This window comes from Pengzhenrongella sicca (assembly GCF_017569225.1).
Classification (GTDB): Bacteria; Actinomycetota; Actinomycetes; order Actinomycetales; family Cellulomonadaceae; genus Pengzhenrongella; species Pengzhenrongella sicca.
In genome coordinates this window covers 2987480-3012931 of the sequence record NZ_CP071868.1, presented here as the reverse complement: position 1 = coordinate 3012931, position 25452 = coordinate 2987480, and the positions used below count along the sequence as shown (strand labels likewise).

Sequence of the window (25452 nt, the reverse complement as noted above, 5' to 3'; positions counted from 1 at the left end):
CCTCGCTGTTGCTCTTGCCACACCGCCCCGGCGCGGTGTGGGCTAGCGTGTGCCCACAGTGTTCGGGCCCGTTGTGGGCCTTTGTCGATCAGAAGGGAACGGTTCTGCACGTGGCTTCCAGCGCGAGCCCCATCGATGACGCGGCTGCGTCTGCGGGCGCGAGTCGACTCGGTTTCACCACCGGACAGGTGATCCAGGAGTTCGGCTGGTCCGACGACGTCGACGACGTCCTGCGTACCGCGATCGAGGCGACCACCGGGACCGAGCTCGTCGACGAGGACTACGACGACGTCACTGACGGCGTGGTGCTGTGGTGGCGAGAGGACGACGGCGACCTCACCGACGCGCTCGTGGACGTCCAGACCGTGCTCGACGACGGCGGCCTCATCTTCGTCTTCACCCTCAAGGCCGGCCGCTCCGGGCATGTGAACCACAGCGACATCGAAGAGGCTGCCACCACGGCCGGCCTGCACGCGACGAGCACGTTCGCGATCGCCGAGGACTGGTCCGCGACCAAGCTCGGCAACCGCGGCCGCGGCCGCTGACCCACCGGTCGATGGCGCCGCACGGGCCGATCGGCGTCGGCGAGGTCGCGCCCGACTTCACGCTCGTCGACACCCACGGCACACCGGTGCACCTGGGTGACCTGCGCGGGTCCCCGGTCGTGCTCGTGTTCATGCCGGGCGCGTTCACCGGCACCTGCACCGGCGAGATCTGCGCGCTGCGGGACAACCTGAGCCTGTTCGAGGCCGCCGGGGTCCGGCTCCTCGTCGTGGCCTGCGACTCGGCGCCGACGCTGCGCGCCTGGGCCGAGCACGAGGGCGCGAGCCTGGAGCTGCTGTCCGACTTCTGGCCGCACGGCGCCGTGACCGCCGGCTACGGGGTGTTCGACGCCGACCGCGGCCGGGCGCTGCGCGGGAGCTTCCTGATCGACGCCGACGGCGTCGTGCGCTGGTCGGTCGTCAACGTCGCGGGCCAGGCGCGCGACCTCGCGGGGTACCGGGCGGCGCTCGCGCTGCTGTGATCAGCCGTGCCGGGGCAGATCGGTAGGCTGAGCCCCGCACGGGCCTGTAGCTCAGTTGGTTAGAGCGCCGCGTTTACACCGCGGAGGTCGCCGGTTCGAGACCGGCCGGGCCCACCGCGCGCCGCCCGGGCTCAGTCGTCCTTGTCCTTCGGCCCCTTCTGCTCAGGGCCGGGGCGGTCCTCCTCCTCGTCGGCGGCTGCCTGGTCTGCTGCCTCCTTCTCGGCGGCTGCCTGCTCGGCCGCCGCCTGCTCGGCCGCTGCCGCCGCCGTTGCGGCCGCCTCGGCCTCGGCCGTCGCCTCGGCGGCCTGGGCCTCGAGGTCGGCGAGGTCGGCGGCGACCGCCGTGATCGCCGCCTCGACGACGCCCTGACGCTCGGCGGTCAGGTCGCCGCGTGCGGCGGCCGACGTGACGGCCGAGCTCAGCTCGTCGAGCGCGGTTCGGGCCGCCGGCAGGTCGCCGGCGGCGGATGCCGTCGAGACCGTCAGCACCTGGCCCTGGAGGTCGGCGGCGGTCGCGTCGGTGAGGTCCCGGGACCCGCAGCCGGCGACGGCCGCGACGACGGTGAGGGTGATCGCGGCGGCGATCGTGGCCGGGGCGAACGGCCGACGGCGCTCGGCTCGCCGGGTCACGGCTGCACGCTCGTCTGCAGCTGCTCGAGGTGCTCGCCGAGCTGCCCGGACACCGCCGGATAGGTCGGCGGCACCTGCGGCCCCGGGCCGGCGTCGCGCGTGCCGACCCACAGGGCGCCGCCCGCGGCGGCGGCCACGAGGACCCCGGCGGCGATCTGGACCGGGCGCTGGCGCCAGCGCGCGGGTCGTCCGGACGTCGGCCGCCTTGACCCGGGCCGCTCGGACGCGGGCCGCCCGGACGTCGGGCGACCGGACGCGGTGCGCCCGGGCAGGGGCACAGCGAGGACCTGAGTGGCGCCGTCGGGGGCCGACGTGGCGAGAGCCTGGGTCGCGTCGTCGGCGGGCACGGCGGGCACGGCGGGCATGGCGGCGAGCACGCGGGTCCGAGCGCGATCGTCGATGAGCTCACGCAGGTCGGTGCTCGCCTCGAACGCGGTCGGGCGATCCTCGGGCTGGCGGGAGGTCATCGCCCGGAGCAGGTCGGTCCACTGCCCGCCGAGGTCGGTCGGGACGTCGGGATCGCGGTGCAGGCGGGCCGTCGCCGACTCGATCGCGCTGCCGGGGAACGAGCGCACCCCGGTGCGGCACTCGAGCAGCACGAGCCCGAGGGCGTAGACGTCGGTCAGGGGGCCGGGGGAGGACCCGGTCGCCTGCTCCGGGCTGAGGTAGCCCGGCGTGCCGAGCAGCAGCCCGGTCGAGGTCAGGTGCGCGTCGTCGACGAGGCGGGCGATCCCGAAGTCGGTGAGCTTGGTCCAGGCCTGGGTCGGGCCGGCGACGTCGGCGCCGGGAAGCAGGATGTTGGCGGGCTTGACGTCGCGATGCACCACCGCGGCGGCGTGGATGTACCCGAGCGCCTCCGCGACCTGGGCGCCGACGAGCGCGGTCTCGGCCGCCGGCAGGGTCCCGACCGAGAGCCGCCCGGCCAGCGAGGGGCCGGTCACGAGCTCCATCACCAGGAAGGCGCGGTGGCTGCAGTCGGCGAACCGGCCCGTGCCGGCATCGAAGATCGTCACGAGGCCGGGGTGGTTGAGCGCGGCGAGCAGGGTGATCTCGCCTCGCTGGCGCGCATCGAACTGCTCGTCGGCCACCGCGGTCCGGAAGACCTTGACGGCGACCTCGCGTCCGAGCAGCGTGTCGCGCGCGCGGTAGACGTCGGCCATCCCGCCCGCTCCGAGCAGGTCGCCGAGCTCGTACCGGCCCGCGAGCGGCATCAGCACGTCCGCGGTGGGGCGTTCGGCCATCTCAGCTCCGTGGGTGAGGTCGGGTGGGCGTGCCGGGCGTGGTGGTGATCGGTGGGGCAGCCGGCGGTGCCGCCGCCGACCCGATTGTCCCCTGCCGATCGCCCGGCCGCCCCCCGGTGCCCCCGGCGGCCCGCGCGAGGAGGTCGTACTGCTCCGAGATCACTCGTCGAAACCGGCGGTCTCGGCCCGACAGTGCGTGTTCGGCCGCGCCTGCGGCCGGCGGGTAGCGTCGCGGGCGTGACGATCACCCCCGCTTCCAGCGCCGCCGCCATCGCCAGCGCCGCCGCCCCGACCCTCGCCGACGTCGTCGCCGCCCTCGAGCGGCGCTACCCGCCGGGCACCGCGATGGACTGGGACGCCGTCGGGCTCGTCGCGGGCGACCCCGGCCAGCCGGTGCGGCGGGTGCTGTTCGCGGTCGACCCGACGGCCGACGTCGTCGACGAGGCGGTGCGCTGGGGCGCCGACCTGCTCGTCACGCACCACCCGCTGCTGCTGCGCGCGGTGCACTCGGTCGCGGCGACGACGTTCAAGGGCGCCCTGGTGCACCGCCTGATCCGCGAGGGCGTCGCGCTGCACGTCGCCCACACCAACGCCGATGCCGCCGTCGGCGGGGTCGCGGAGGCGCTCGCGGCCGCCGTCGGGCTGGTCGACCTCGTGCCCCTCGTGCCGGGCGAGCCGACGACGCCGACGGCCGCGGGCAGCGAACCGGTCGGCACGGGGATCGGCCGGGTCGGGCGGCTGCCGGTCCCGATGACGCTCCGGGAGTTCGGCGAGCTCGTCTCGGCGGCGCTGCCCCGGACGGCCCAGGGTGTCCGGCTCGCGGGCGACCTGGACGCGACGATCGAGCGCGTCGCCGTCGTCGGCGGCTCGGGTGACTCGCTGTTCGACGACGTCCGCGCGGCCGGCGTCGACGCCTACCTCACGGCTGACCTGCGCCACCACCCCGCGAGCGAGCTGCGTGAGCGCGCGCAGTTCGAGGTTGCGCGGGGCGCGGGCGCCGGCGCGGAGCCCGGGCCGGCGTACCCGTTCCTCGTCGACGTCGCGCATTTCGCGAGCGAATGGCCGTGGCTCGAGCGCGCGGCCGCCGACCTCGTGGGGGATCTTGCGGATTGCGGCACTACGGTGGACACGCGCGTCAGCACCCTGCGGACGGATCCGTGGACGGCGCGCCTAGCCTGAACCGGAAGGAACCACCCTGTGACCACTGCACCACCCGAGGACCAGCGGCGGTTGCTCGACGTCCAGGCGCTGGACACGCGCGCGGCGCAGATCGCCCACCAGCGCAGGACGTTGCCCGCGCTGGTGCGGATCACCGAGCTGACCGGCCGGCTGGCCGACGTCGACTCGTCGCGCGTCGCGTCGCGGACCGCGCTCAACGACATCCGCCGCGAGCTGGCCAAGGCCGACGGCGACGTCGACCAGGTGCGCTCGCGCGTCGCGCGCGACCAGGCCCGGCTCGACTCCGGCACCGGGACCGCCAAGGACCTCCAGGCCATCACCAGCGAGCTCTCGGCCCTCGCGCGCCGTCAGAGCGAGCTCGAGGAGATCGAGCTCGAGGTGATGGAGCGGCTCGAGGCGCACGAGAGCGCCCTCGCCGCGCTCGACGCGGCAGCGGCCGTCATCGTGGGGCAGCTCACCGAGGCGGAGGCGGACCGCGACACGGCCGTCGCCGCGCTGGACGCCGAGGGCGCCGCGCTCGCGGCGGAGCGCGCGACGACGTCCGCAGGCCTCGACGCGGGCCTGCTGACGCTCTACGACAAGCTCCGCGGGCAGCTCGGCGGGCTCGGCGCCGCCGCGCTGCGCGGGCGCCGCTGCGACGGCTGCCGGCTCGAGCTCAACCCCATGCACGTGCAGGCGATGCGGCAGGCAGCGCCCGAGCAGGTCGTGCGCTGCGAGGAGTGCGACCGCATCCTCGTCCGGCTGCCCGAGCCCGCGAAGGGCTGACGGGTGCCGGCACGCCGCCTGGTCGTCGAGACCGACGGCGGGTCGCGGGGCAACCCCGGGCCCGCCGGGTACGGCGCGCTCGTGCGCGACCCCGGCTCGGGCACGGTGCTCGCCGAGCGCGCCGACTACCTGGGGATCGTCTCGAACAACGTCGCGGAGTACTCGGGGCTCGTGGCGGGGTTGCGCGCGGCGGCTGAGATCGACCCCGACGCCCTCATCGACGTGCGGATGGACTCGCGCCTCGTCGTCGAGCAGATGTCGGGGCGGTGGAAGATCAAGCACGCCGACATGCAGCGGCTCGCGGCGCAGGCCCGGGCCGTCGTCCCGCCCGAGCGCGTGACCTACACCTGGATCCCGCGCGCAGAGAACGCCGACGCCGACGCGCTCGCCAACGAGGCGATGGACCAGCACCTCACGGTCGTGCGGAACTACGTCGCCGGTCGCGGTCAGGACACCGCCGACGGCGGCTCTCCCGTGGATCGCACGCCGCCCGGGGACCGCGTCGGAGCCACGCCCTTCGTGCCCGAACGGGCGCCGACCGGCGCCCCCATGCACTTCGACGGCGCCGAGCCGGTCACGGTGGTGCTCGTGCGCCACGGCGAGACCCCGCTGACGGTGAGCACCGCCTACTCCGGCTCCTCGGTCCCCGGGCCTCCGCTCACGGCGCGCGGGCGCGAGCAGGCAGCGCGCGCCGCCGAGCTCGTCGAGCGGATCGGCCGGGACGTCTGGGGCGACGTGCCCGACCCCAGCGAGCTGATCGCGTCGCCGATGGTGCGTACCCAGGAGACGGCCGGGGTGATTGGGCGCCGCCTCGGCCTGCCCGTGCGCGTCGAGCCGCTGTTCGCCGAGTGCGACTTCGGCGAGTGGGAGGGCCTGACCGCGGCCGAGATCGAGGTCCGCTGGCCCGGCGAGCTCAAGCTGTGGCACGACGACGCGAGCGTCCGGGCGCCCGGCGGGGAGTCGATCGAGGACGTCGGCGCGCGGATGCGGTCCGCGCTCGAGGCGGTCCGCGCCGACGGGATCGGGCGGACGGTCGTGGTCGTGACGCACTCGGTGTCCGTGCGGTCGGCCATCGGCGTCGCGATCGGCGCGAACTCCTCGGCGTGGGCGCGGATCCGGGTCGCGCCGGCGTCGGTCAGCATCATCCGGCTCTGGGCCGACGGCTCGAGCGAGGTCACGGTGGTCGGGGCCCCGTCGGGCGCCTAGACCGCCTGCACCGCTCGCCGCCGAGTGCCCGCGGCGCCCGATCGAGCGCGCCGGGCGGCGCGAGTGTGGGCGTTCTGCTCGCCGCGGCGCTCGTGTGGCCGATCGGTCCCCTGATCGGGGGCAGATTCATATGGTGGGAGCAACGCCCCTGTTGAAGGAGCGTTGTGATGGTCAAGTTCCCTGAGGGCACTCGGGCTCGGTTGGGTCTGCTGCACGAATAGGTGACAGTCGGTCTCAGGCGGCGAGCGCGACCTGAGGGGTGTTGATGGTCTCGTACTCGATGGGGGTCAGTCGACCCAGGCGGGCCTGGCGTCGGCGGCGGTGGTAGGTCCGTTCGATCCACGTGATGATCGCCAGGCGGAGCTCGTCGCGGTTGGCCCAGCGGCGCCGGTCCAGGACGTTCTTCTGCAGCAACGAGAAGAAGCTCTCCATCGCCGCGTTGTCCCCGGCCGAGGCGACTTGCCCCATCGATCCGACCAGGGCGTGTCGGTCCAGCTCGCGCAGCACCTTTCGGCTTCGAAATTGGCTGCCCCGGTCCGAGTGGACGATGCAGCCGGCCACGTCACGACGCCGCTGCACGGCGCTGGCCAGGGCGTTCACCGCGATCCGGGAGGTCATGCGGTCACTGATCGAGTACCCCACGATCCGGTTGGAGTACACGTCCTTGATCGCACACAGGTAGAGCTTGCCCTCGGCGGTGGGGTGCTCGGTGATGTCCCAGAGCCACAACCGGTTGGGTGCGTCGGCGCGGAAGATCCGCAGCACGCGGTCGTCGTGGGCTGGCGGGCCGGCCTTCTTGCCGTTCTTGGCGCGCTTCTTGCCGAACACCGACCACCACTGGTTGTCCCGGCAGATCCGCCAGACCCGCCGGTCACTGGCGCGCAGGCCGGCCTTGTCGGCTTCGTCGGCCAGCAGCCGGTGCCCGAACTCGGGATCGTCGACGTGGGCATCGAACAGCACGTTCGCCAGGTACGCCTCGTCCAGGTCACGAGCTGTGATCGGCGCGGCGAGCCAGCGGTAGTAGGGCTGTCTGGCGAGCTTGAGGACCCGGCACGTCACCGCGACGGGGATCCCGTCGCTAGCGAGCTCACTCACGAGCGGGTACATCATTTTCCCGGCAGGTGCGCCTGGGCAAAGTACGCCGCCGCGCGACGCAGGATCTCGTTCTCCTGCTCGAGGAGCCGGTTGCGGCGACGCATCTCGCGCAGCTCGGCCGACTCGCTGACCGTTACGCCGGGACGGTTGCCGTCCTGGACGTCGGCGGCCTGCATCCAGTTGCGCAGGCACGACTCGCTGATCCCGAAGTCTTTCGCGATCTCTTTGATCGGAGCATCACCGCGGCGGGCCACGGCCACGACGTCGTCGCGGAACTCCTTGGGGTGGGGTCTGGGCACGGTGCACATCCTTCCAGCGGTGCCCTCCGGCACCACAGGTCAGGCGTCACCTATTCGTGCAGCAGACCCCCCGTTTGTGGATCTGGTCTGTGGTGGTCTGAGTGTTGAGGCTGCTTCTGCGCGTGTCGGTGCTGTTGGGGCTACGGGTTTCCGGTGGTGGGCCCAGGCTGGGGGGATGGAGCTGCGCAGTGGGCGCTTGGGTGGTCTGGCTGACCCGGGGCCACGAACGGATCGCGACGCCAACGAGCGGATGGTGACGTTGGCCGATCGGGGGATGATCGAGATGGGCCGGCGCACGGGCATGAGCTATGCCTCGATCGGGCAGGCGATCGGTCGGGATAAGTCCGTGGTCTGGCGAGAGGTCAAGCGCAACGCGGGCCCGGACGGGGCCTATTACGCCTCGCTCGCCCATGCCAGGGCCCATCAGGCCCGGCGGCGGCCGAAGCCGTTGAAGCTGGTCGCGAACGCGCCGTTGTGCGCGCAGATCGCTGCGTGGATGGACGTCGGGTGGAGCCCGAAGCTGATCTCGTCGATGCTGGCGCTCACCTTCGCCGATGATCAGGGGATGCAGGTGAGCCACGAGACGATCTACCGCGCTCTCTACGTCCAAAGTCGCGGGAACTTGCGCGCTGACCTGGCCAAGAAGCTGAGTTTGCAACGCAAGAAGCGAGTTCCCCACACCGCTGACCGGCACAAGAGCAGCCCCTACAAGGAGGCGTTCAAGATCAGTGACCGGCCAGCCGAGGTCGAGGATAGGGCGATCCCTGGGCACTGGGAAGGTGACCTCATCATCGGCTGCAACGGGACCGCGATCGGCACTCTGGTCGAGCGCAGCACCCGATTCACGATCTTGCTGCACCTGCCCGACGATCACAGTGCAGGCGCGGTCGCGGCAGCGATGATCCGCGAGATGAGCAGCCTGCCCGAACATCTGCGCCGCTCGATCACCTGGGACCGCGGAACCGAGCTCGCCCACTACGCCCAGATCCAGACCGCGCTCGACGCGACGCTCTACTTCTGCAACCCGCACTCACCCTGGCAGCGCGGCACGAACGAGAACACGAACCGGCTCCTGCGATTCTGGTTCGAAAAGGGCTCCGACCTGGCCATACACACCCCCGCGGACCTGCATCGAGTTGCGGCTACCTTGAACCGCAGACCCCGCCCGACCCTGGACCTACAAACCCCAGCCGACCGGCTGAACCAGCTGCTACTCGCCGCATAACCCCCGGCGTCGCTCCCACACCTTGACTTTGCCGGGGGCAGTACCAGCAGAACTCCCACACGAGCGCGCTCGAGAGCAGAACGGCCACACTCGCGGCGGAGTTGGCGGAGTTGGCGGAGTTGGCGGAGTTGGCGGAGTTGGCGGAATTAACGGAGCCGCGGACCCGCAGAGCTAGGCGACCGTCAGGGTCAGGACGTGGGCACCGCGCGCCGCCGTCGCGAGCTCGACGTCGATCAGGTCGGTGCCCGCCGGCGCGGAGCCGAGCGGCCTGGAACGCGCAGCGCGCGGGTCCGGCGCGCGCGGGTCCGCAGCGCGCGGGGCGAGCAGCTCACGGGCGGCCGCGTACAGCTCGGCCGGGGTCGTCGGCTCGGGGCCTCGGCGCACGAGGAGGTGCCGCGTGAGGACCCCCCGGGTGTGCTTCGCGTGGTGCGAGACCACGCTGCGCCGCCCGTGGAGCTCGCGCAGGACGCGTACGGTCACCCAGCCGGTCGCGCTTGCCGGAGGCCGCCAGACGGCCGCGTACGGCGCCGACCGGCAGTCCACGATGAGCCCGCCCGCTGCGCCATCAATGCTCGCGGCGCCATCGAGCTCCGCGCCGAGCGGGCCGCGCCAGCTGCGCGCGAGCGGCCCGATCCCCGGCAGGGACGTGCCCATCGACAGCCGGTAGGCGGGGATGAGGTCGGACGGGCGCACGAGCCCCCACAGCGCCGAGACCACGCGAACGCTGCGCTCGGCGCGGTCCCGGGCCGCGCCGTCGGGCAGGTCGTGCAGGCCGGCCGCGGCGTAGAGCACCCCGGAGTACACGGCCGACGCCGGCCCGGCGGGTTCGGCGCGCAGGCGGGTGTTGCGCTCGACCTCGGCCGCGAGGCTCCGCCCGACGCCGAGCAGCTCGATCGCGTCGGGGTGCGCGCTGACCTTGATCAGCGCGTCGAGGACGAGGCTGCGGTGCGCGGTGAGCCCAGGCGCGCCGAGCCCGGCGAGGTCCACGGGCGCGCCGCCGGCGAACGGGGTCTTGGCTTCGGACGGGGGCAGCAGGACGAGCACGCGTCGACTCTAGGCGGTCCGGGTCGGCCGCTTCGGTCCGTGAGGGCCCGCGCGCGGGCTAGGCTGAGGGCGCGGATGAGCTGGCTGGGCGGCCGCGTTCCCCTTGACCTCGGTCGAGGGGGCCGAGGAACGTCCGGGCTCCGTAGGGCAGGGTGGTGGGTAACTCCCACCCGGGGTGACTCGCGGGAAAGTGCCACAGAGAACAGACCGCCGCGATCGTCTCTCGGGACGGACGCGGTAAGGGTGAAACGGTGGTGTAAGAGACCACCAGCGTGCCGGGTGACCGGTGCGGCTCGGCAAACCCCACCCGGAGCAAGGTCAGACAGGGAGTGTTTGAGGGCGGCCCGCCCGAGCTCCTGGGTAGACCGCTAGAGGCGTGCGGCAACGTACGTCGTAGATGGATGGTCGCCTCCCGTGCGCGGGTAACCGCGTGCGGAGACAGAACCCGGCGTACAGGCCAGCTCATCCGCTTTGTAGCTTTGTACTGCGGCTTTGCTCTCTCGCGGAGAGATCGTCGGGTGGTCGAGCTGCGCCCGCTATCCCACGCGACGGAACCACGGCACCGAGGCCAGCTCGACGCGCAGGTCGACGGTGCACGGACCGTCGATCACCTCCCCGCCCGAACGTGCCCAGCGGCCGGGGGGCACGACGACTCGGCGCGTGCGCGCATCCCGTTCGAGCACCGGCGCCACCAGGATGTCCGCGCCCAGCAGGAACTGGTCGGTGACCTGCTCGTAGCCGGGGAAGTGGTATTCGATCGGACGAAGTACCGGCTCACCGGTGGCCGCCGCGTGCCGCGCGAGCGCAACGATCCGGGGCACGAGCTGCTGCCGTATCCGCACGGCCGCCAGGACGGCGGCGAGATGGCGGGGATCCAGCACGCGCCACGGGGCCAGCGAGAACTGCATCATCGGGAAGAGCGCGGCGCACTGGGCGAAGCGCACGAAGAGCTCCTGGTCGATCGGGCTCTCCTCGCCGAATGCGGCCAGATCGCCGCCCCCGATCATGTCCGGGCAGGTGAAGGCATGCCCGATCAGCCCCTGGGCGATGGCCTCGGGGATCAGGGAGGAGAGCCCTCCGCTACCCCAGATCGGCGGCTTGTCGTGCAGGCGTTGCGCGAGGGGCTGTCCGCCCATCTTCCAGCAGGCCCGGTACTCGTTGAACCGGTACGTCACGCCCACGCGCGCCCACGACTCGCACTGACCTACCGGGTCGCTCGGTACCGCGGTCAGGTCGTCGGCCCGGTAGTCGTAGACGTCCCCGCCGTCGAACTTGAACCCGTCCACGCCGAACTCCTCGACGAGCGCATCCAGCTCTCCGTGGAGCCAGGCGACGGCGTCGACGTTCGTCGTGTCCAGGACAGCGCTGTACCCGTTCCACCACGCCCGCACGGCCGGGTCGCCGTCGGGCCCGCGCACCAGCAGGTCTCGCCCGCGCAGATACCGGAAGACCGCGCTGTCCGGACTGACGAACGGCACGAGCCAGAGCATCACCGCGCACCCCCACCCGTGCAGCTGGCGGATCATCTCGGCGGGATCGGGGAAGCGTTCGGGGTCGAACTGCCAGGTGCCGTAGTCGCGCGACCAGCGGTCGTCGATCATGACGACTCCCGGCGGGAAGCCAGCCTCGAGGAGGTCGCGCACGTACCGCAGCACCCCGACCTGGGTCGGCAGGTACGGCATCTCGATCCAGGTGTTGTACTGCGGACCCGAGAACATCGCCTCGGCCGGTATCAGGCCGGAGGCAGGGAAGTACGAGCGGGACACCGCGCCGAACGCCTCCGCCAGCGTCGTGCCCGCCTCGCCGCGCACGATCCCCGCCCCGATGACCGAGAGCGACCCGTCGGCGAACGCGAAACTGAACGGCCGGTCCGACCAGACGAACCGGCCGCGGCTGGACACCAGCACGGGAGCGGACTGGTTGCAGCCCCGGGTGAGGTCGCCTGGGACGTCCTGGTGACCGGCAGACGTCGCGAGGTCCCGTGCATGGTCGGCACCGCCGAACGGCATCCGGTCGCCGTCCGAGACCGCGCCGCCCCACCACCTCTCGTCAGGGAGCAGCGGCAGCACGAGCCGACCGACCGGTAGCTTCTCGAACATCTGAACGTCTCCTGGGGACCGGCTCGCGGGGGAGTGGCAGCGGGGCGGCGCCGACGATCCGGTGCCGCCCCGCACGTCGTGCGGTGAGAGCTACTTGGCGAAGAGGGCGTTCACCTCGTCGTTCGCCGCGTCATACACGTCGACGTCGCCCTTGAACGACATGAACGTCTCGCCGGCGGCGGTGATGGTCGCGTTGAGCGAGGCCCAGTTGTTGGCGATCGGCGCGAGGTGCGTGGTGCCCTCCTCGACCTGGACCGTGAAGCCTGACGTGTCATAGCCCTTCGCGGCGAAGGCCGCGGTGGCCTTGGCGAGCGAGCTCTTGACGGCGGGGAACACCACGGCCTCACCGGCGACGATGTCCTGGCAGTCGGCGGAGCCCATGAACTTGACCCACTCCCAGGCCTCGGCCTGGTGCTTGGATCCGACGTAGATCGAGTCGGCCAGGCCGTTGAAGACGCTGGCGCGCTCGCCCGTCGGTCCCACCGGGGTAGGGGCGATGGCCGTTGTGACTCCCTCGAGAGACATGTAGGCGTTGGTGTTCCAGCTGCCCTCGGTGACTATCGCCACGCCGCCCGCGCCGAACGTCTCCTGCAGGCTCACCCCGGAACTGGCGATCTCGAACGACGGCATGTATCCCTTGTCGATCAGGCCGCGCCACCAGGTCATGGCGTCCTGGAACTCGGGGGAGTCGTAGTTCCACTTCGTGCCCCACGGGTTCTTGTCCGCGTACTCGAACCCGTTGCTCAGGGCGTACGCCGACCACTCGGTCTGCCCGAAGGCACCACCCGCGTTCGCCGAGAGGCCGAGACCGTAGGTGGCGACGTTCGTCTTGTCGAAGCCGGGCTCGTTGCCGCGTACCCCGTTCTTGTCGATGGTCAGCGCGGCAAGGGCTGCCTCGTACGTGCCGCCGTCCGTCGTGTTCCACTCGAGGTTCGCCATGTCGTCGGCGGTCAGGCCCGCGGCGGTCGCCATGTCGCTGTTGTAGAACGCGCCGACCGTGTCCCAGTCCTTGGGGAGCCCGTAGCGCCCGCCGTCCTCGGTGACCCAGAGGTCCGCGAGCCCGTCCTGGTAGATGGACAGGTCGACGCCGTCCTCCTCGACCAGGTCGGAGATGTCGACGATCTGATTCTGCGCGGCGAACTGCGGGTACTGCGAGAGGTGGTTGGTGAAGACGTCCGGGGCGTTGCCAGCGACGAAGTTGTTCGTCAGCGTGCCCCAGTAGTCGTCCCAGCCCGACTGGGTGATCTTCACCGTCACTCCCGACGACGTCTCGAACGCGTCCGCGCACTTCTGGTAGGCGCCGATCTGGTTGGTGTCCCAGAGCCAGTAGTCGATCGTGGTTCCGGCCTTGGCCGTTCCGTCCGACGACGAGCCGGCGTCGCTGCCTCCGCAGCCCGCCAGGGCGATCGGGACGAGGGCGAGCACAGCGAGCGCTCGAAGGTTATTGCGCACGGGAGTTCCTTCCACTAGGGGTATGACGTCCCGGCGGCCTGATCGGCCGCCGGGCCAAGCGCTACTTGATGCCGGAGAAGCCGATCGAGTTGATGATTCGGCGCCCGACCAAGGCGTAGAGAATGAGGATCGGCAGCGCTGCGATGAGGGTGGCGGCCATGAGTCCGGCCCAGTCGGGGCTGCCCTGCGGGGTCTGCGAGCGGAAGATGCCGAGCGCGACGGTGAGCACGCGAACGGACTCGGCCTTGCCGACCAGGAGCGGCCAGAAGTAGTCGTTCCACGACGCGATGTAGGTCAGGAGCGACAGGGTCGCGATGGGTGCGGACGACATCGGCACGATGATCGTGAAGAAGACCCGGAACCGGCCGGCGCCGTCGATCATGGCGGCTTCCTCGATCTCTTTCGGGATGCCGAGGAAGAACTGGCGCAGGAAGAACACCGAGAACGGCGTCATCAGCAGGGTCGGCAGCACGATCCCGGCGAACGTGTCGAGGAGGCCGAGGTCTTTCATCAGGATGAAGTTCGGCAGGGTCGTGAAGATCGGCGGGATCATCAGCGCCGTGATGAAGGCGAAGAAGAGCTTGTCCCGGCCGGGCCAGGTGAGCCGCGCGAAGGCGTAGGCCGCCAGCGCGCAGAAGAAGACCTGGCCGACCGTGGTCGTGGTGGCCACGATGAGGGAGTTGCGTAGGTAGAGCCAGAAGTTGACGGTCGCACCCGAGCCGCCTTGCGCGATCGCCTCGGCCGTGGTCCCCAGGCCGAGCACGCGCTTGAACGCACCGAGCGTGAAATCCGCCGGCAGCAGGGAGGAGGAGTTCGCCGCCAGGGACTTGGTGTTCGACAGCGCCGTGCGAAGCATCCAGTAGAAGGGGAAGACCGTCAGCAGGATCGAGGCCGACATGAAGAGGTAGGCGAGGAACCGGCCCGGACGGAAGGGCCGCTTGGTGGGTGGCCTGATCGCGGGGCGGGCGGCGGCGGCGGGGGCGACGATGGTCGACATGGCGTTGTCCTTCATGACAGGTCCGATTCGCCGGCGCGCAGCAGCTTGATCTGGAAGTAGGCGACCGAGGCGAGCACGAGGAACAGGACCACGGAGATCGCGGAGGCGTACCCGAACTCGAACCGGGTGAAGGCCAGGTCGTAGATGTAGTAGTAGATGACCCGGGTGGCGTTGATCGGGCCGCCAGCGGTGGTCACGGCGACGGTGTCGAAGATCTGGAAGGACCCGGTGACGGTGATCACGAGCACCATCGCGAGCACGGGCCGCAGCAGGGGGACGGTGATCTTGAAGAAGGTCCGGGTCTCGCTCGACCCGTCGAGCGCTGCCGCCTCGTAGATGCTGTCGGGGATGGTCTGCAGGCCCGCGAAGATGAGCAGGGCCGTGTAGCCCACGTGGCGCCACACGTTCACGAACGCGATGGTCGGGATCGCCCACGCGGAATCGCCGAAGAACGCGATCCGGTCGAGCCCGACCCACTCCATCATCTGGTTGACGATGCCGATCTGGTAGTCGAGCATCCAGAACCAGGTGAGGGCGACGACGACGTTCGCCACGAGGTAGGGCAGCAGCAGGGTGCCGCGCACGAACATCGACTTGGTGAACCGGTGCATCAGCACCGCGATGAGCAGGGCCAGCACTGTCTGGGCCGCGATGTTCAGGACGACATACTCGAGCGTCACCCCGAAGGCGTTCCACACGAGCCTGTCGCTGATCAGGCGGGAGTAGTTCTCGGTCCCGACCCAGGTCTCGGGCGAGAGCACGCTGAAGTCCGTGAAGCTGTAGTAGAAGCCGCGGATGGCCGGCCACACGTAGAAGACGGCGAAGCCGAGCGTGGCGGGCCCGACAAAGAGGAGCGCTGCGCGCAGCTCACCTCGGGCGCGGGTGGACCGGGGATTGCGGCCGCTCGGCGGCGTCGAGCTCTTCTTACCCCTCCTGCGGAGGGATGGGGGCGCAATGGTCATGAGTCCTCTTGACGCGACGTTGCGAATCGGCGGATGACTGGAGCAGAGAGCGGGATCAGAGCCGGGTCGCGGCCAGGATCACGAGCGAGTCGGGAAGGAGGTTGGGTGCCTGCACGCCCACCTGGGCGAGCACGCGCCCCGGCAGGACGACGCCGTCGGTCCACCAAGGCGGCGGGGCGTGCCCGCCGAGGTTCGGGATGCTGGTGCCCGGGGCGATCGGGGCGAGCAGGTAGTCGGCGTCGGCGTCGAGGCCGACCAGGCGCACGTGACCGGGCGGGTACAGCGCGGAGGTGGCGACGGCGACGATCGAGTACAGCGCCTCGGAGCCGTCGCGGGCGACGACGCCGTGCACGAGCAGCGCTGGGTCCTGGTGATCGACGTGGACGACCAGGCCGGTGTGCAGGAGGTCACGCTTGGCCTTGTAGAGCGCGATCCACTGCGCGAGCTCGGCGCGTTCGGCCGCGTCGGCCGTGCGCAGGTCCCACTCCACGCCGAGGTGCCCGAACAGGGCCGTCCCGGCGCGGAAGCTGAGCGTGTGGGCGCGCCCGGTCGAGTGGGCCACCGGCGAGCCGACGTGGGCACCGATGAGCTCGGGCGGCAGCAGCAGCTCGGTCCACCGCTGGATCTCCTGGCGCTCGAGCGCGTCGATGCAGTCGCTGGCCCAGACCCGGTCCGTGCGCTCCAGGATGGCCAGGTCGACGCGTGCGCCGCCCGACGAGCACGATTCGATCTCCAGGCCCGGGTGTCGCACCTTGAGCTGGTCGATCAGCGCGTAGACGGCGAGCGTCTGGTCGTGGACCCCGGCGCGCCCGTGGGACGTGCTGCCGGCGTCGACGAGGTCGCGGTTGTGGTCCCACTTGAGGTAGCTGATGGCGTTCTCGGTCAGCAGCGCGTCGAGGCGCTCGAGGATGTGGGCGAACGCGGCCGGGTTGCCCAGGTCGAGGACCTGCTGCGACCGGGCCTCCGGCGGCAGGCGGCTCCCCGTGGACAGGATCCAGTCCGGGTGCTTGCGGGCGAGGTCGGAGTCGACATTGATCATCTCGGGCTCGACCCAGAGCCCGAACTCCATCCCGGCGGCGCGGACGTGCTCGATGAGCGGGTCGAGCCCCTCGGGCCAGACGCCTTCGTCGACGTACCAGTCGCCGAGGCCGGACCGGTCATCGCGGCGGTGCCGGAACCAGCCGTCGTCGAGCACGAAGCGCTCGACGCCCACCTCGGCGGCCGCGTCGGCGAGGGCCGAGAGCGACTCGAGGTCCTGGTTGAAGTAGACGGCCTCCCACGTGTTGAGCACGACCGGGCGCGGCGTGGCGGGGTGCTGGGCGCGGGCGCGCAGGTACCCGTGGAACCGTGCGGCCATCTCGTCCAGGCCCCGACCCCAGGACCCATAGATCCACGGGGTCGTGTAGGTGCTGCCGGGCGCGAGTGTCCCCTCGCCGGGCAGCAGCAGCTCCCCGCCACCGAGGAACCCGTCGCCGGAAGGCAGCCGCTCGGCAAGCGTGCGGTGGTTGCCGGACCAGGCCACGTGCAGGCCCCACACCTCGCCCGACTCGAACGCGAACCCGCGGGTTCCGGCGAGGAGAAGGAGGGTGGCGTCGGCGCCGGTGCGGCCGCGCCGGTTCTCGCGCAGGTGCGTGCCGAACGTGAAGGCATGCCGCTGCGGCGCACGCTCGCGCAGGTGGCGTCCCGTGAAGTCGAGGATCTCCTGCGCGCGGGTGGGGATCGGCAGGGCGAGCATGACGGAGTCAACGGTGTAGTCGGCGGTCTCCGACGTGTTCGTGACGGCCGCGCGGGTGCGGACCAGGCCGGCGGCAGTCAGGTCGACCAGGACCTCGAGGCCCAGGCCGGCGACGGAGTCGACCGCTGTGACGGTGAGCCGGTGCGCACCGGGGCTCGGTGTCGGGTCGAGGGTCGCGGAGCGCACGACGAAAGCGGGAGAGAAGTCACGGCCACGCCGATGCCCGGCGATCCCCGGGGTGCCGAGCCAGCCGGCCGACTGCTCGGGAAGCAGCCCGAGCCGGACGACCTGATCCATCGCGCTCGAGACGACCTGGGGTTCCGACGAGCGACGCAGCGCCGTGAGGGACTCGTCGGTCAGCACGCCGAGGTCGACACCCCAGTGCAGCACCCGCGGCAGATCCGACCCTGCGGTGTCCAGCACGAGACTGGTGCCACCGGCCCGCAGGTGGACGACGCCGTCGGCGCCTAGAGGTAGGACGGGGTGCGGCATGGCTTCGACTCCCTTGTCACGAGCCGGAGTGGATCAACCGACCGGGCATTAGTGTTGCACTAGAACTTTATAGGCGTCAAGGGCGGCCAGCATCGTGCTTCAAGCAGGGCAAACTGAGGGTTTAAGTTCTAGCAGCGAACTAAGGCGTCCACTGGCAGAATTGCCGCACCGACCCGCAGAAGGACAACCCGTGACCCTGCTGACCGCGAACTGGACACCGCTCAGTGGTGCCAGTCACGCCATCGCTCTCGATGTGCTCATCAATGGCCCACTCTCGCGCGCCGAGCTCGCCCGCCGTCTCGACCTCTCGGCGGGGAGCCTGACGAGGCTCGCCCGTCCGCTAGTCGATGCCGGCCTGCTGGTGGAGGTCGAAACGCACAACGGCGACGCCCGCAACGGTGACCCACGCCTCGGTCGACCGGAGAAGCCCCTGGACGTCGTGCCGACCTCGCACCACTTCATCGGCATCAAGCTCACCGGCGACACCGCCTACGGGGTGCTGACCACGCTGCGCGCGGAAGTGGTGGCGTCGCAGGACCTGCCCCTGATCGACGCCGCGCCGGAAGCCGTCTGCGCAGTGATCGCCGAGCTCGTCGCCCGGCTGTCGGCGCACGGGCCGACGGTCACGGCCGTGGGCATCAGCATCGGTGGACAGGCCCCCGACCATGCGACCGTTCTGGCCGCACCGTTCCTCCGCTGGCACGACGTGCCCCTCGCTGCGATGGTCGAGGCGGCGACCGGGCTGCCCACGGTCGTGGAGAACGATGTGATCGCCTTGACCGAGGCCGAGCACTGGTTCGGTGCCGGGCGGGGCCTCGGCCGGTTCGCCGTCATCACGATCGGAGCGGGGGTCGGCTTCAGCCTCGTGATCCGAGGTCACCTGAGCCGGGGGCTGGACGCGGGGCTGGGTCTCGTCGGCCACGTCCCCCTCGACCCGGCCGGACCGGTGTGCTTCGCAGGGCACCGCGGGTGCTCGACGGCGATGCTCACCATGCCGAGCATCGCCGCATCCGCGTCGGTAGCGTTGCGGCGGCAGGTCGACTACGACGAAGTCCTCGACCTCGCCCTCGCGGGTGACCCCGCCGCGGAGCGGATCGTTGCCGACGCGGCGCGGGCCCTGGGCCGCCTCATCGCCCTGGCCGCCAACATGACGATGCCCGAGCGTGTGGTGCTCTCGGGGGAGGGCGTTCGCCTCGTCGACGTCGCCCGGCAGCACATCGCCGCGGCGATTGCTGCGGACCGCGACCCCGCGGCCTCACCCGTCGACTTTGACGTGCGACGCGGCGACTTCACCCAGTGGGCGCGCGGCGCCGCCGTGATCGCGATCCAGACCTACGTCCTCGGCGCCGACTGACGAGCACGGCGGGGCGCCTCAGAACGCCACGGGATCCCGGATGATCGGGCAGGTCATGCAGTGCCCGCCGCCGCGCCCGCGGCCCAGCTCTGCGCCGACGATCGTGATGACCTCGACCCCGGCCTTGCGGAGCAGGGTGTTGGTCAGGGTGTTCCGGTCGTAGGTGAAGACCACGCCGGGCTCGAGGGCCACGGCGTTGTTGCCGCTGTCCCACTGCTGGCGTTCGGACTGGTAGACGTCGCCGCCCGTCTCGATGACCTGCAACGACGACAGGCCGAGGGACCTCGCGACGACGTCGACGAAGGACGCGGAGCCCTCGTCCACGACCTCCACCCCCGGCGCCCGGTCCGACGGCAGCAGCGTGAAGGTGTGGACGTCGTCCATGATCGTCGGATAGAGCGTGACGATGTCGAGGTCGGCAAACGTGAAGACGGTGTCGAGATGCATCGCGGCCCGGAGCTTCGGCATCCCCGCCACCACCACGCGCTCGGCCGCGCCCTGCGCGAACATCGCGGCGGCCACCTGGGTGATGGCCTGCCGCGAGGTGCGCTCGCTCATCCCCATCAGCACGACGCCGTTGCCCACCGGCATGATGTCGCCGCCCTCGAAGGTCGCCTGACCCCACTCCTTCTCGGGGTCGCCCCACCACACCGTCGACCCGACGAAGTCCGGGTGGAACTCGTAGATCGCCTTGTAGATCAGCGTCTCGTCCTTGCGTGCCGGCCAGTAGAGCGGGTTCATCGTCAGGCCGCCGTACAGCCAGCACGTGGTGTCGCGCGTGTAGAGCGTGTTCGGCAGCGGCGGCATCAGGTACTCGCGCGCCCCGGTCTGCTCCCGCGCCAGGCTCACGTAGCCGGACCGGAAGTCCTCGGGCAGGTCCTGGGTCGCCAGGCCCCCGATCAGGAACTCGGCGAGCTCGCCCTCCGCGAGGGTCTCGAGGTACGCGCGGGTGCTGTCCACGAGGCCCAGGCCCACCTGGTTCGCCGTGATCTTGCGGTCCAGGAGCCAGTCGCGGCCGCCCGGCACCCGGAGGGCCTGCGCCAGCACGTCGTGCAGCTCGACCACCTCGACGCCGCGCTGGGTCAGCTTGTTCACGAAGTCGGCGTGGTCACGCTGGGCGTTCTCGACCCACATCACGTCGTCGAAGAGGAGGTCGTGGTTGTTGCTGGGCGTGAGCCGGCGGTGCGCGAGCCCGGGCGCGCAGACCAGCACCTTGTGCAGCCGTCCGACCTCCGAGTGCACGCCGTAGGTCGAGGAGACCTGCTCAGCCATGTCCTTGCCTTCCTGTCGGAGCTCAGAGGGTGATGCGGCCGGTCCATAGGCCGACGACGCCGATGATCGCACCGGCGAGGATCAAAGCGAGGAGCCCGAACTCCGCCGGGCTGAACAGGCGGCGACCGTGCTCGCTGCGGGCCTTGACGTAGAGCAGCGCGGCGGGCGCGAGGATGACGGTCGACAGCAGCAGGAACGTCAGGCCCGCGGCGTCGAAGAGGAAGATCGTGTACGCCGTCGCCGCGCCTGCGACGACCGTCTCCCTGCGGCGCAGGCCGGGGGAGACCCCCTCGTAGGACTCGCCGGTGAGGCCGAGCTTGAGGGCGTAGGCCGCCGCGAGCAGGTAGGGCAGCAGCGCGAGACTGGTGGACAGGTCGAGCATGAAGTTCAGCGCGTCGGTCACGAACAGCGTGAGCGCGAGCATCCCCTGCACGGCGAGCGAGGTCACCACGAGCGCCGTGATCGGCGTACCGGCGGCGTTCTCCCGGCCGAGGAACTCGGGGAAGTCGTCCGCCCGGGCCGGGATGTACATGACCTCGGCCGCCATCAGGGTCCACGCGAGATAGGCGCCGAGGACGGAGACGACGACGGCGACGCTGATGAACACCTCGCCCCAGTCCCCGACCTGCGACTGGAAGACGCCGACCATCGACGGCTGCCGGGCGGCGGCGAGCTCGGGCTGCGGCACGACGGCGTAGCTCGACAGCGTGACGAGCGCGAAGATCGACAGCACGCTCAGGAAGCCGAGCACGGTGGCCCTGCCGACGTCCTCGCGCCGCTTGGCATAGCGGGAGTAGACGCTGGCGCCCTCGATGCCGATGAACACGAACGTCGTGATCAGCATCGTGTTGCGCACCTGCTCGTTGAGGTCGCCGAGGTCGCCGTACCCGTAGGCCGTCCAGTTGTCGGCGAAGACCTCGGCGTCGAACGCGACGAACATGACGACGATGAAGACCAGGATCGGGATGATCTTGAAGACCGTGACGATGCGGTTGATGACCGCGGCGTCCCGGACGCCGCGGGCGATCATGGAGTGGAACAGCCAGACGCCGGCGGTGGACACCGCGACGGCCAAGACCGTCTCGCCGTCGCCGAACCCGCCGAAGAACGCGCCGAGCGTGGCGCCGATGAACACCCAGTAGAAGCAGTTGCCGGCCACCGTGCTGGCCCAGAAGCCGATCGCGGAGTTGAATCCCGCGTAGTCCCCGAACCCGGCCTTGGCGTAGATGAACACGCCGGAGTCGAGCTCGGGCTTGCGGATCGCGAGGTTCTGGAACACGAAGGTGAGCATGAGCATGCCGGTGCCCGCGATCGCCCATGCGATCAGCGACCCGAGGATGCCGGTCGCCACGCCGAACCGCGCGTGGAGCGAGAACACGCCGGCCCCGACCATGCCGCCCACCACCATCGCCGTGAGCGTGGGCAGGCTCATTGTCGCGACGGCGCCGCCCGTGGCCGCCTCGTCCGTCTGGGTGCTCATGCCGTCTCCTCCGGGGCCTCGGCGGGCTCGGCGGGTGCAATCTTCTCGATCTTGAAGCCGGTGATCCCGTCCAGGACGCTCAGCCCAGGACTGGCATAGCAGAAGACCGCGTACGGCAGGTAGAGCAACGTGGAGCTGCCGATGCTCAGCGCGACGATGCCGCAGATCAGCGCGGTCGCCGCGTAGTACCGGCTTGGCGAGAGGACCTGGATGCCGTAGACCAGCGTCGGGATGGCTCCGCTGAGGTTCCCGCGGTCAGTCCTGTGCGCGCACGTCGATGCCGAGGGCCCAGGCCACCACGATCCAGTCGTCGGCGTCGGTCCCGCTGCCCTCGCTGCGCAGCGCCGTCTCGATCTCGGTCCGCTCGAGCCGCGGCGGCTGGCGGAAGCCGGCCGCGAGGATCGCGTCGGCCTGGTCGAGGTAGCGCCCGCGCAGGTAGCGGTCGGTGCTCGTGCTCCAGGCGGTCCCGAAGGGCGACCGGCGGCCGTCGTCCCAGAAGCCCTGTTCCGCGAGGTACAGCACCTCGGCGAGAGCGTCGCGCTGCGCGTCGATCGACGGCGCGGGGTTGTGGCGGGCGCCGCCGTCGTCCCTCGCCGGGGGAGGGGGAGTCCGGCGGCCCGTGATCGCGCCGAGCGCCGTCCTGAATCCGCTGACCGTCGTCATACGTCGCCCCTTCCGCAGGGGCGAGCGCGGTGGCGGGACGGGTCGCCGGCCGCCACGCGCGATCGCCCGGTGGACGGTCATCGTGCCTCGGTCAGGCGCGGGAGAGAAGGGCTGACGCGACAAAGCACCGGATTGGCGTAGTACCGGGCAAGCCCGGCAAACCGGACTGGGCGTGAGGCCAGGCGCGAGGCCGGGCGCGAGGCCGGGCGCGAGGCCGGGCGCGAGGCCTCGAGTCAGGCCTGCTCCGAGCCGGCCCACAGGTACACCGCGGTGCCCGCCGCGGCGGCCGCGGTGGCGAGCGCGATGATCGAGCTGACCAGGGGCAGGGCCGCGGCGGCGGTCAGCGTGATGTCGTCGTCCGCCGCCCACTCGGCCGCGACCTCGCCCGGCAGCGCGAGGTCTTCGGCGCGGCCGAGCTCGACGAGCACCTCGCACAGGAACGCGGGCAGCTCCACGAGCGACTCGTGGTCGAGGTCGACCTCCTGGAGCTCGAGCTCGCCGGTGCCGAACTGGACCGCGCGCGCGGCCACCGTCCCGAGCTGCTCCACGTCGAGGGCGTCCACGCCCAGCAGGTCCACCGCCGGCTGGCCGGCGTCCGGTGCGCGGCCCGCGTCGCGCGCGTCCGCACGCGCGAGCGCGCCGGGGTGGTCGGCCGCGAACAGCTCAGATCGGACGGTCATGGCGTGCTCCCCACAGATGGATCGCGCCGCTCGTGCCGGGCGACGCGCGGGCAGCCTACCTGGCGCGGCGCCACGCGACGTGGCGGGCGTGCTCGACGGCGATCCAGTCGGTCGCGAGGCGGGGGTCGGGGCTCGGCCGGTCGGCGTCGAGGTCGTCGAGGTAGGCGCGGTCGACCCGCAGGCGCCGCGCAAGCTCCGCGGCGTCGCCGACGTGGCCGTGCCCCGGCACGAGCACGCGCGCGCCGTGCTCGGCCGCCGCGGCCTCGAGCCCGTCCAGCCCGGCGCGGTAGTCGCCGATCGGGTCCGCCGATCGCAGGTCGAGCAGCGGCACCTCGAGGTCGGAGAGCATGTCGCCAGCGAGCAGCACGCCGGCAGCGGGCAGCACGAGGCCCGCGTGGCCGGGGCAGTGCCCCTCGTGTGGGACGACGACGGCGCGCGGCCCGGTCCACGGGACCTCGGCCGCGCCGTCGGGCAGGGGCGTCAGGAGGCCCAGCAGCGACTCGTCGAGCCCGGGGGTGGCACCCGCGGACTCCGTCAGGTTGTGCGTCCGGTGCTCGCGCGCGTACCCGACCGCGCTCGGCGTCGCCCAGCGTGGCGACTCGCCGAGGGCGGCATCCCAGAGCACGTGGTCCCAGTGCGGGTGGGTCGCGAAGCCGGCGGCCACGGCCCAGCCGCGCGCCACCACCTCCCGCCCGAGCCCGCGGAGCTCGGCGACGCTGATGCCGGGGTCGACCACGAGGCTCGACCCGTCGGCGGCGACGATCACGGTCGTGAGCGAGGTCCAGATCTCGGCCGTCGCCGTCCAGACGCCCGGCGCGACCTCGGTCAGCGCGCGCCCGGTCAGGCCGTGCCCGGTCAAAGCGCGCCCGGTCATCGGGCGGGGCGGTCGCCCGCTCCGGCTGACGCCGTGGTGGCGCGCGCGGCGAGGGCGGCCACGCCCACGATGCCGGCGGCGTTGCGCAGCTGGGCGGGGACGATCGGGGCGCGCAGGTGCAGCAGCGGCAGGAACTTCGCGTGGTTCTTGCTCACCCCGCCGCCGACGACGATCAGGTCGGGCCACAGCAGGTCCTCGAGCACGCCGTAGTACCGCTGCAGGCGCTTGGCCCAGTCCTCCCAGTTCAGCCCGTCCCGGTCCCGGGCGGCGTCGGAAGCGCGGGACTCGGCGTCGTACCCGTCGATCTCCAGGTGGCCGAGCTCGAGGTTCGGGACCAGGACGCCGTCGACGACCATCGCGGTGCCGATCCCGGTGCCGAGAGTGGTCATGAGCGTGACCCCGCGTGACCCGCGCGCGGCCCCGTAGATCGCCTCGCCGTAGCCGGCGGCGTCGGCGTCGTTGAACGCGAACACCCGGCGGCCGAGCGCGTCGCCGATCACGGTCTCGATGTTGGTGCCGACCCACGAGGAGTCGACGTTGGCGGCGCTGCGCGCCACGCCGTGCTGGACGACGGCCGGGAAGGTCACGCCGACGGGGACCTCGGGGGGGAGCTTGAACGAGTTCACGACCTCGGCGACCACCTTGGCGACCGCCGCTGGCGTGGAGACCTCCGGGGTCGGGATCCGGACCCGGTCGGCCGCGAACTCGCCGCGCTCCAGGTCGACCGGGGCGCCCTTGATGCCGCTACCGCCGATGTCGATGCCGAAGGCGAGCGCGGTGGTGGGCTTCTTCGTCCCAGTGGTCTGGCTCATGGCAGGGTCAGGATCTCCGCTCCGGTTTGGGTGACCAACAGGGTGTGCTCGAACTGGGCCGTGAGATTGCCATCCGCGGTCACCACTGTCCAACCGTCGTCCCACATCGTCCACTCGTGCGTGCCGAGGGTGAGCATGGGTTCGATGGTGAACACCATGCCGGGCTCGATCACGGTCGCGTATTTGGGTGCGGCGTCGTAGTGCGGCACGACGAGCCCGGAGTGGAAGGCCTCGCCGACGCCGTGGCCGGTGTAGTCGCGCACGACGCCGTAGCCGAAGCGCGCCGCGTACTTCTCGATGACGCGGCCGATGACGTTGAGCTCGCGGCCCGGCACGACGGCCTTGATGGCGCGGTTGAGCGACTCGCGGGTGCGCTCGACGAGCAGCGCCGCGCTCTCGTCGAGCTCGCCGACCGCGAACGTCGCGTTGTTGTCGCCGTGCACGCCGTCGAGGTAGGCGGTGATGTCGACGTTGACGATGTCGCCGTCGGTCAGGACGGTGGAGTCCGGGATGCCGTGGCAGATCACGTCGTTGACCGAGGTGCACAGCGACTTCGGGAAGCCCCGGTAGCCGAGCGTCGAGGGGTAGGCGCCGTGGTCGAGCATGTACTCGTGCCCGATGCGGTCGAGCTCGTCGGTCGTGACGCCCGGAGTCACGGCCCGGCCCACCTCTACGAGCGCGCGCGCCGCGACCTGGCTCGCGCGCCGGATGCGGTCGGCCGTCTGCGGCGTCACGACGTTGCTGCCCAGGAACGGTGCCGGACCGGGCCGGCCGACGTATTCGGGCCGGTCGATGGACCGGGGAACCTGTCGCCGCGGGCCGATCACCCCGGGCACCGCACGTCGGCTCGTCGTGCTCGCAGTCGCCATGCCT

Annotated in this window: 24 protein-coding genes, 1 tRNA gene and 1 other RNA gene; 9 read left to right on the top strand and 17 right to left on the bottom strand. The window is 71.5% G+C overall.

Features of this window, described 5'->3' with window-relative positions; all coding sequences use genetic code 11:
* Positions 1 to 131: 131 nt before the first annotated feature.
* From J4E96_RS13830 to J4E96_RS13820, 3 genes are all read left to right on the top strand, one after another.
* Positions 132 to 545, top strand: coding sequence for a DUF3052 domain-containing protein (locus tag J4E96_RS13830; protein ID WP_227425763.1), 414 nt, complete (start codon positions 132 to 134; stop codon positions 543 to 545).
* Positions 546 to 556: 11 nt separating this feature from the next.
* Complete coding sequence (locus tag J4E96_RS13825) at positions 557 to 1024, top strand: peroxiredoxin (RefSeq protein ID WP_227422677.1); 468 nt, start codon at positions 557 to 559, stop codon at positions 1022 to 1024.
* A gap of 40 nt (positions 1025 to 1064) precedes the next feature.
* Positions 1065 to 1138: transfer RNA gene (locus J4E96_RS13820), tRNA-Val, on the top strand.
* 17 nt (positions 1139 to 1155) lie between these two features.
* Here the strand turns inward: J4E96_RS13820 and J4E96_RS13815 are convergent.
* On the bottom strand, positions 1156 to 1653 hold the full coding sequence (locus J4E96_RS13815) for a hypothetical protein (protein WP_227422676.1): 498 nt from the start codon (positions 1651 to 1653) through the stop codon (positions 1156 to 1158).
* Entirely contained in the window at positions 1650 to 2894 is a 1245-nt protein-coding gene (locus J4E96_RS13810) for a serine/threonine-protein kinase (protein WP_227422675.1), read from the bottom strand. Before J4E96_RS13810 ends, J4E96_RS13815 begins: the two co-directional genes overlap by 4 nt.
* Before the next feature lie 237 nt (positions 2895 to 3131).
* On the opposite strand from J4E96_RS13810, the gene J4E96_RS13805 reads away from it, so the two are divergent.
* From J4E96_RS13805 to J4E96_RS13795, 3 genes are read left to right on the top strand one after another with little or no spacing between them, the layout of a single operon-like run.
* Complete coding sequence (locus J4E96_RS13805) at positions 3132 to 4073, top strand: Nif3-like dinuclear metal center hexameric protein (RefSeq protein ID WP_227422674.1); 942 nt, start codon at positions 3132 to 3134, stop codon at positions 4071 to 4073.
* A gap of 18 nt (positions 4074 to 4091) precedes the next feature.
* A complete protein-coding gene (locus J4E96_RS13800) occupies positions 4092 to 4838 on the top strand; it encodes a zinc ribbon domain-containing protein (RefSeq protein WP_227422673.1) in 747 nt (248 codons plus the stop codon).
* A gap of 3 nt (positions 4839 to 4841) precedes the next feature.
* Positions 4842 to 6044 (top strand): bifunctional RNase H/acid phosphatase, encoded by a 1203-nt coding sequence (locus tag J4E96_RS13795; RefSeq protein ID WP_227422672.1) that lies wholly within the window; start codon positions 4842 to 4844, stop codon positions 6042 to 6044.
* Between the two features lie 234 nt (positions 6045 to 6278).
* Here the strand turns inward: J4E96_RS13795 and J4E96_RS13790 are convergent.
* Positions 6279 to 7438 (bottom strand): IS3 family transposase gene (locus J4E96_RS13790; protein WP_227422671.1). Its coding sequence is split into 2 segments (ribosomal slippage): positions 6279 to 7157 and positions 7160 to 7438, totalling 1158 coding nucleotides; the frame shifts between segments, so codons are not numbered across the junction.
* 19 nt (positions 7439 to 7457) lie between these two features.
* Between J4E96_RS13790 and J4E96_RS13785 the strand changes: the two genes are divergently transcribed.
* Positions 7458 to 8663 (top strand): IS30 family transposase, encoded by a 1206-nt coding sequence (locus J4E96_RS13785; RefSeq protein WP_227422670.1) that lies wholly within the window; start codon positions 7458 to 7460, stop codon positions 8661 to 8663.
* Between the two features lie 171 nt (positions 8664 to 8834).
* Here the strand turns inward: J4E96_RS13785 and J4E96_RS13780 are convergent, their stop codons facing one another.
* Positions 8835 to 9707, bottom strand: a complete 873-nt coding sequence (locus J4E96_RS13780; protein ID WP_227422669.1) for a YaaA family protein — start codon at positions 9705 to 9707, stop codon at positions 8835 to 8837.
* A 76-nt stretch (positions 9708 to 9783) separates the two neighbouring features.
* Between J4E96_RS13780 and rnpB the strand changes: the two genes are divergently transcribed.
* Positions 9784 to 10176, top strand: an RNA gene (rnpB, locus tag J4E96_RS13775) — RNase P RNA component class A.
* 67 nt (positions 10177 to 10243) lie between these two features.
* On the opposite strand, the gene J4E96_RS13770 is transcribed toward rnpB, so the two are convergent.
* The 5 genes from J4E96_RS13770 to J4E96_RS13750 form a co-directional block, all read right to left on the bottom strand.
* The gene (locus J4E96_RS13770; protein WP_227422668.1) at positions 10244 to 11806 is read right to left on the bottom strand and encodes a glycoside hydrolase family 31 protein; all 1563 of its coding nucleotides are present in this window, start codon (positions 11804 to 11806) and stop codon (positions 10244 to 10246) included.
* Between the two features lie 90 nt (positions 11807 to 11896).
* The gene (locus J4E96_RS13765) at positions 11897 to 13258 is read right to left on the bottom strand and encodes an ABC transporter substrate-binding protein (RefSeq protein WP_227422667.1); all 1362 of its coding nucleotides are present in this window, start codon (positions 13256 to 13258) and stop codon (positions 11897 to 11899) included.
* 61 nt (positions 13259 to 13319) lie between these two features.
* On the bottom strand, positions 13320 to 14255 hold the full coding sequence (locus tag J4E96_RS13760) for a carbohydrate ABC transporter permease (RefSeq protein ID WP_227422666.1): 936 nt from the start codon (positions 14253 to 14255) through the stop codon (positions 13320 to 13322).
* Positions 14256 to 14266: 11 nt separating this feature from the next.
* Complete coding sequence (locus tag J4E96_RS13755) at positions 14267 to 15217, bottom strand: carbohydrate ABC transporter permease (protein ID WP_227422665.1); 951 nt, start codon at positions 15215 to 15217, stop codon at positions 14267 to 14269.
* 55 nt (positions 15218 to 15272) lie between these two features.
* A complete protein-coding gene (locus J4E96_RS13750; RefSeq protein WP_227422664.1) occupies positions 15273 to 17444 on the bottom strand; it encodes an alpha-galactosidase in 2172 nt (723 codons plus the stop codon).
* Positions 17445 to 17538: 94 nt separating this feature from the next.
* On the opposite strand from J4E96_RS13750, the gene J4E96_RS13745 reads away from it, so the two are divergent.
* Positions 17539 to 18798 (top strand): ROK family transcriptional regulator, encoded by a 1260-nt coding sequence (locus J4E96_RS13745; protein WP_227422663.1) that lies wholly within the window; start codon positions 17539 to 17541, stop codon positions 18796 to 18798.
* An 18-nt stretch (positions 18799 to 18816) separates the two neighbouring features.
* Here the strand turns inward: J4E96_RS13745 and J4E96_RS13740 are convergent, their stop codons facing one another.
* The 8 genes from J4E96_RS13740 to map form a co-directional block, all read right to left on the bottom strand.
* Complete coding sequence (locus tag J4E96_RS13740) at positions 18817 to 20070, bottom strand: arginine deiminase (protein WP_227422662.1); 1254 nt, start codon at positions 20068 to 20070, stop codon at positions 18817 to 18819.
* Positions 20071 to 20092: 22 nt separating this feature from the next.
* Positions 20093 to 21550: a basic amino acid/polyamine antiporter gene (locus tag J4E96_RS13735; protein ID WP_227422661.1), complete on the bottom strand. Its 1458-nt coding sequence runs from the start codon at positions 21548 to 21550 to the stop codon at positions 20093 to 20095.
* A complete protein-coding gene (locus J4E96_RS20210; protein ID WP_264466154.1) occupies positions 21547 to 21678 on the bottom strand; it encodes a hypothetical protein in 132 nt (43 codons plus the stop codon). Before J4E96_RS20210 ends, J4E96_RS13735 begins: the two co-directional genes overlap by 4 nt.
* A gap of 127 nt (positions 21679 to 21805) precedes the next feature.
* Positions 21806 to 22213 (bottom strand): hypothetical protein, encoded by a 408-nt coding sequence (locus tag J4E96_RS13730; RefSeq protein ID WP_227422660.1) that lies wholly within the window; start codon positions 22211 to 22213, stop codon positions 21806 to 21808.
* 233 nt (positions 22214 to 22446) lie between these two features.
* On the bottom strand, positions 22447 to 22893 hold the full coding sequence (locus J4E96_RS13725; RefSeq protein WP_227422659.1) for a hypothetical protein: 447 nt from the start codon (positions 22891 to 22893) through the stop codon (positions 22447 to 22449).
* A 55-nt stretch (positions 22894 to 22948) separates the two neighbouring features.
* Positions 22949 to 23767 carry an MBL fold metallo-hydrolase gene (locus J4E96_RS13720; RefSeq protein ID WP_227422658.1) on the bottom strand — a complete coding sequence of 273 codons (819 nt, stop codon included), beginning with the start codon at positions 23765 to 23767 and terminating at the stop codon, positions 22949 to 22951.
* Complete coding sequence (gene ppgK, locus J4E96_RS13715; protein WP_227422657.1) at positions 23764 to 24579, bottom strand: polyphosphate--glucose phosphotransferase; 816 nt, start codon at positions 24577 to 24579, stop codon at positions 23764 to 23766. The genes J4E96_RS13720 and ppgK overlap by 4 nt, the downstream gene beginning before the upstream one ends.
* Positions 24576 to 25448, bottom strand: a complete 873-nt coding sequence (gene map, locus J4E96_RS13710) for a type I methionyl aminopeptidase (protein ID WP_227422656.1) — start codon at positions 25446 to 25448, stop codon at positions 24576 to 24578. Before map ends, ppgK begins: the two co-directional genes overlap by 4 nt.
* Positions 25449 to 25452 lie beyond the last annotated feature (4 nt).

Excerpts from the sequence above, each read along its gene's own strand:
- J4E96_RS13750 (WP_227422664.1), bottom strand. The coding sequence starts at position 17,444 with ATGCCGCACCCCGTCCTACCTCTAGGCGCCGACGGCGTCGTCCACCTG.
- J4E96_RS13730 (WP_227422660.1), bottom strand. The coding sequence starts at position 22,213 with ATGACGACGGTCAGCGGATTCAGGACGGCGCTCGGCGCGATCACGGGC.
- J4E96_RS13720 (WP_227422658.1), bottom strand. The coding sequence starts at position 23,767 with ATGACCGGGCGCGCTTTGACCGGGCACGGCCTGACCGGGCGCGCGCTG.
- J4E96_RS13770 (WP_227422668.1), bottom strand. The coding sequence starts at position 11,806 with ATGTTCGAGAAGCTACCGGTCGGTCGGCTCGTGCTGCCGCTGCTCCCT.
- J4E96_RS13725 (WP_227422659.1), bottom strand. The coding sequence starts at position 22,893 with ATGACCGTCCGATCTGAGCTGTTCGCGGCCGACCACCCCGGCGCGCTC.
- J4E96_RS13735 (WP_227422661.1), bottom strand. The coding sequence starts at position 21,550 with ATGAGCACCCAGACGGACGAGGCGGCCACGGGCGGCGCCGTCGCGACA.
- J4E96_RS13740 (WP_227422662.1), bottom strand. The coding sequence starts at position 20,070 with ATGGCTGAGCAGGTCTCCTCGACCTACGGCGTGCACTCGGAGGTCGGA.
- J4E96_RS13760 (WP_227422666.1), bottom strand. The coding sequence starts at position 14,255 with ATGTCGACCATCGTCGCCCCCGCCGCCGCCGCCCGCCCCGCGATCAGG.
- J4E96_RS13810 (WP_227422675.1), bottom strand. The coding sequence starts at position 2,894 with ATGGCCGAACGCCCCACCGCGGACGTGCTGATGCCGCTCGCGGGCCGG.
- map (WP_227422656.1), bottom strand. The coding sequence starts at position 25,448 with ATGGCGACTGCGAGCACGACGAGCCGACGTGCGGTGCCCGGGGTGATC.
- J4E96_RS13755 (WP_227422665.1), bottom strand. The coding sequence starts at position 15,217 with ATGACCATTGCGCCCCCATCCCTCCGCAGGAGGGGTAAGAAGAGCTCG.
- ppgK (WP_227422657.1), bottom strand. The coding sequence starts at position 24,579 with ATGAGCCAGACCACTGGGACGAAGAAGCCCACCACCGCGCTCGCCTTC.
- J4E96_RS13825 (WP_227422677.1), top strand. The coding sequence starts at position 557 with ATGGCGCCGCACGGGCCGATCGGCGTCGGCGAGGTCGCGCCCGACTTC.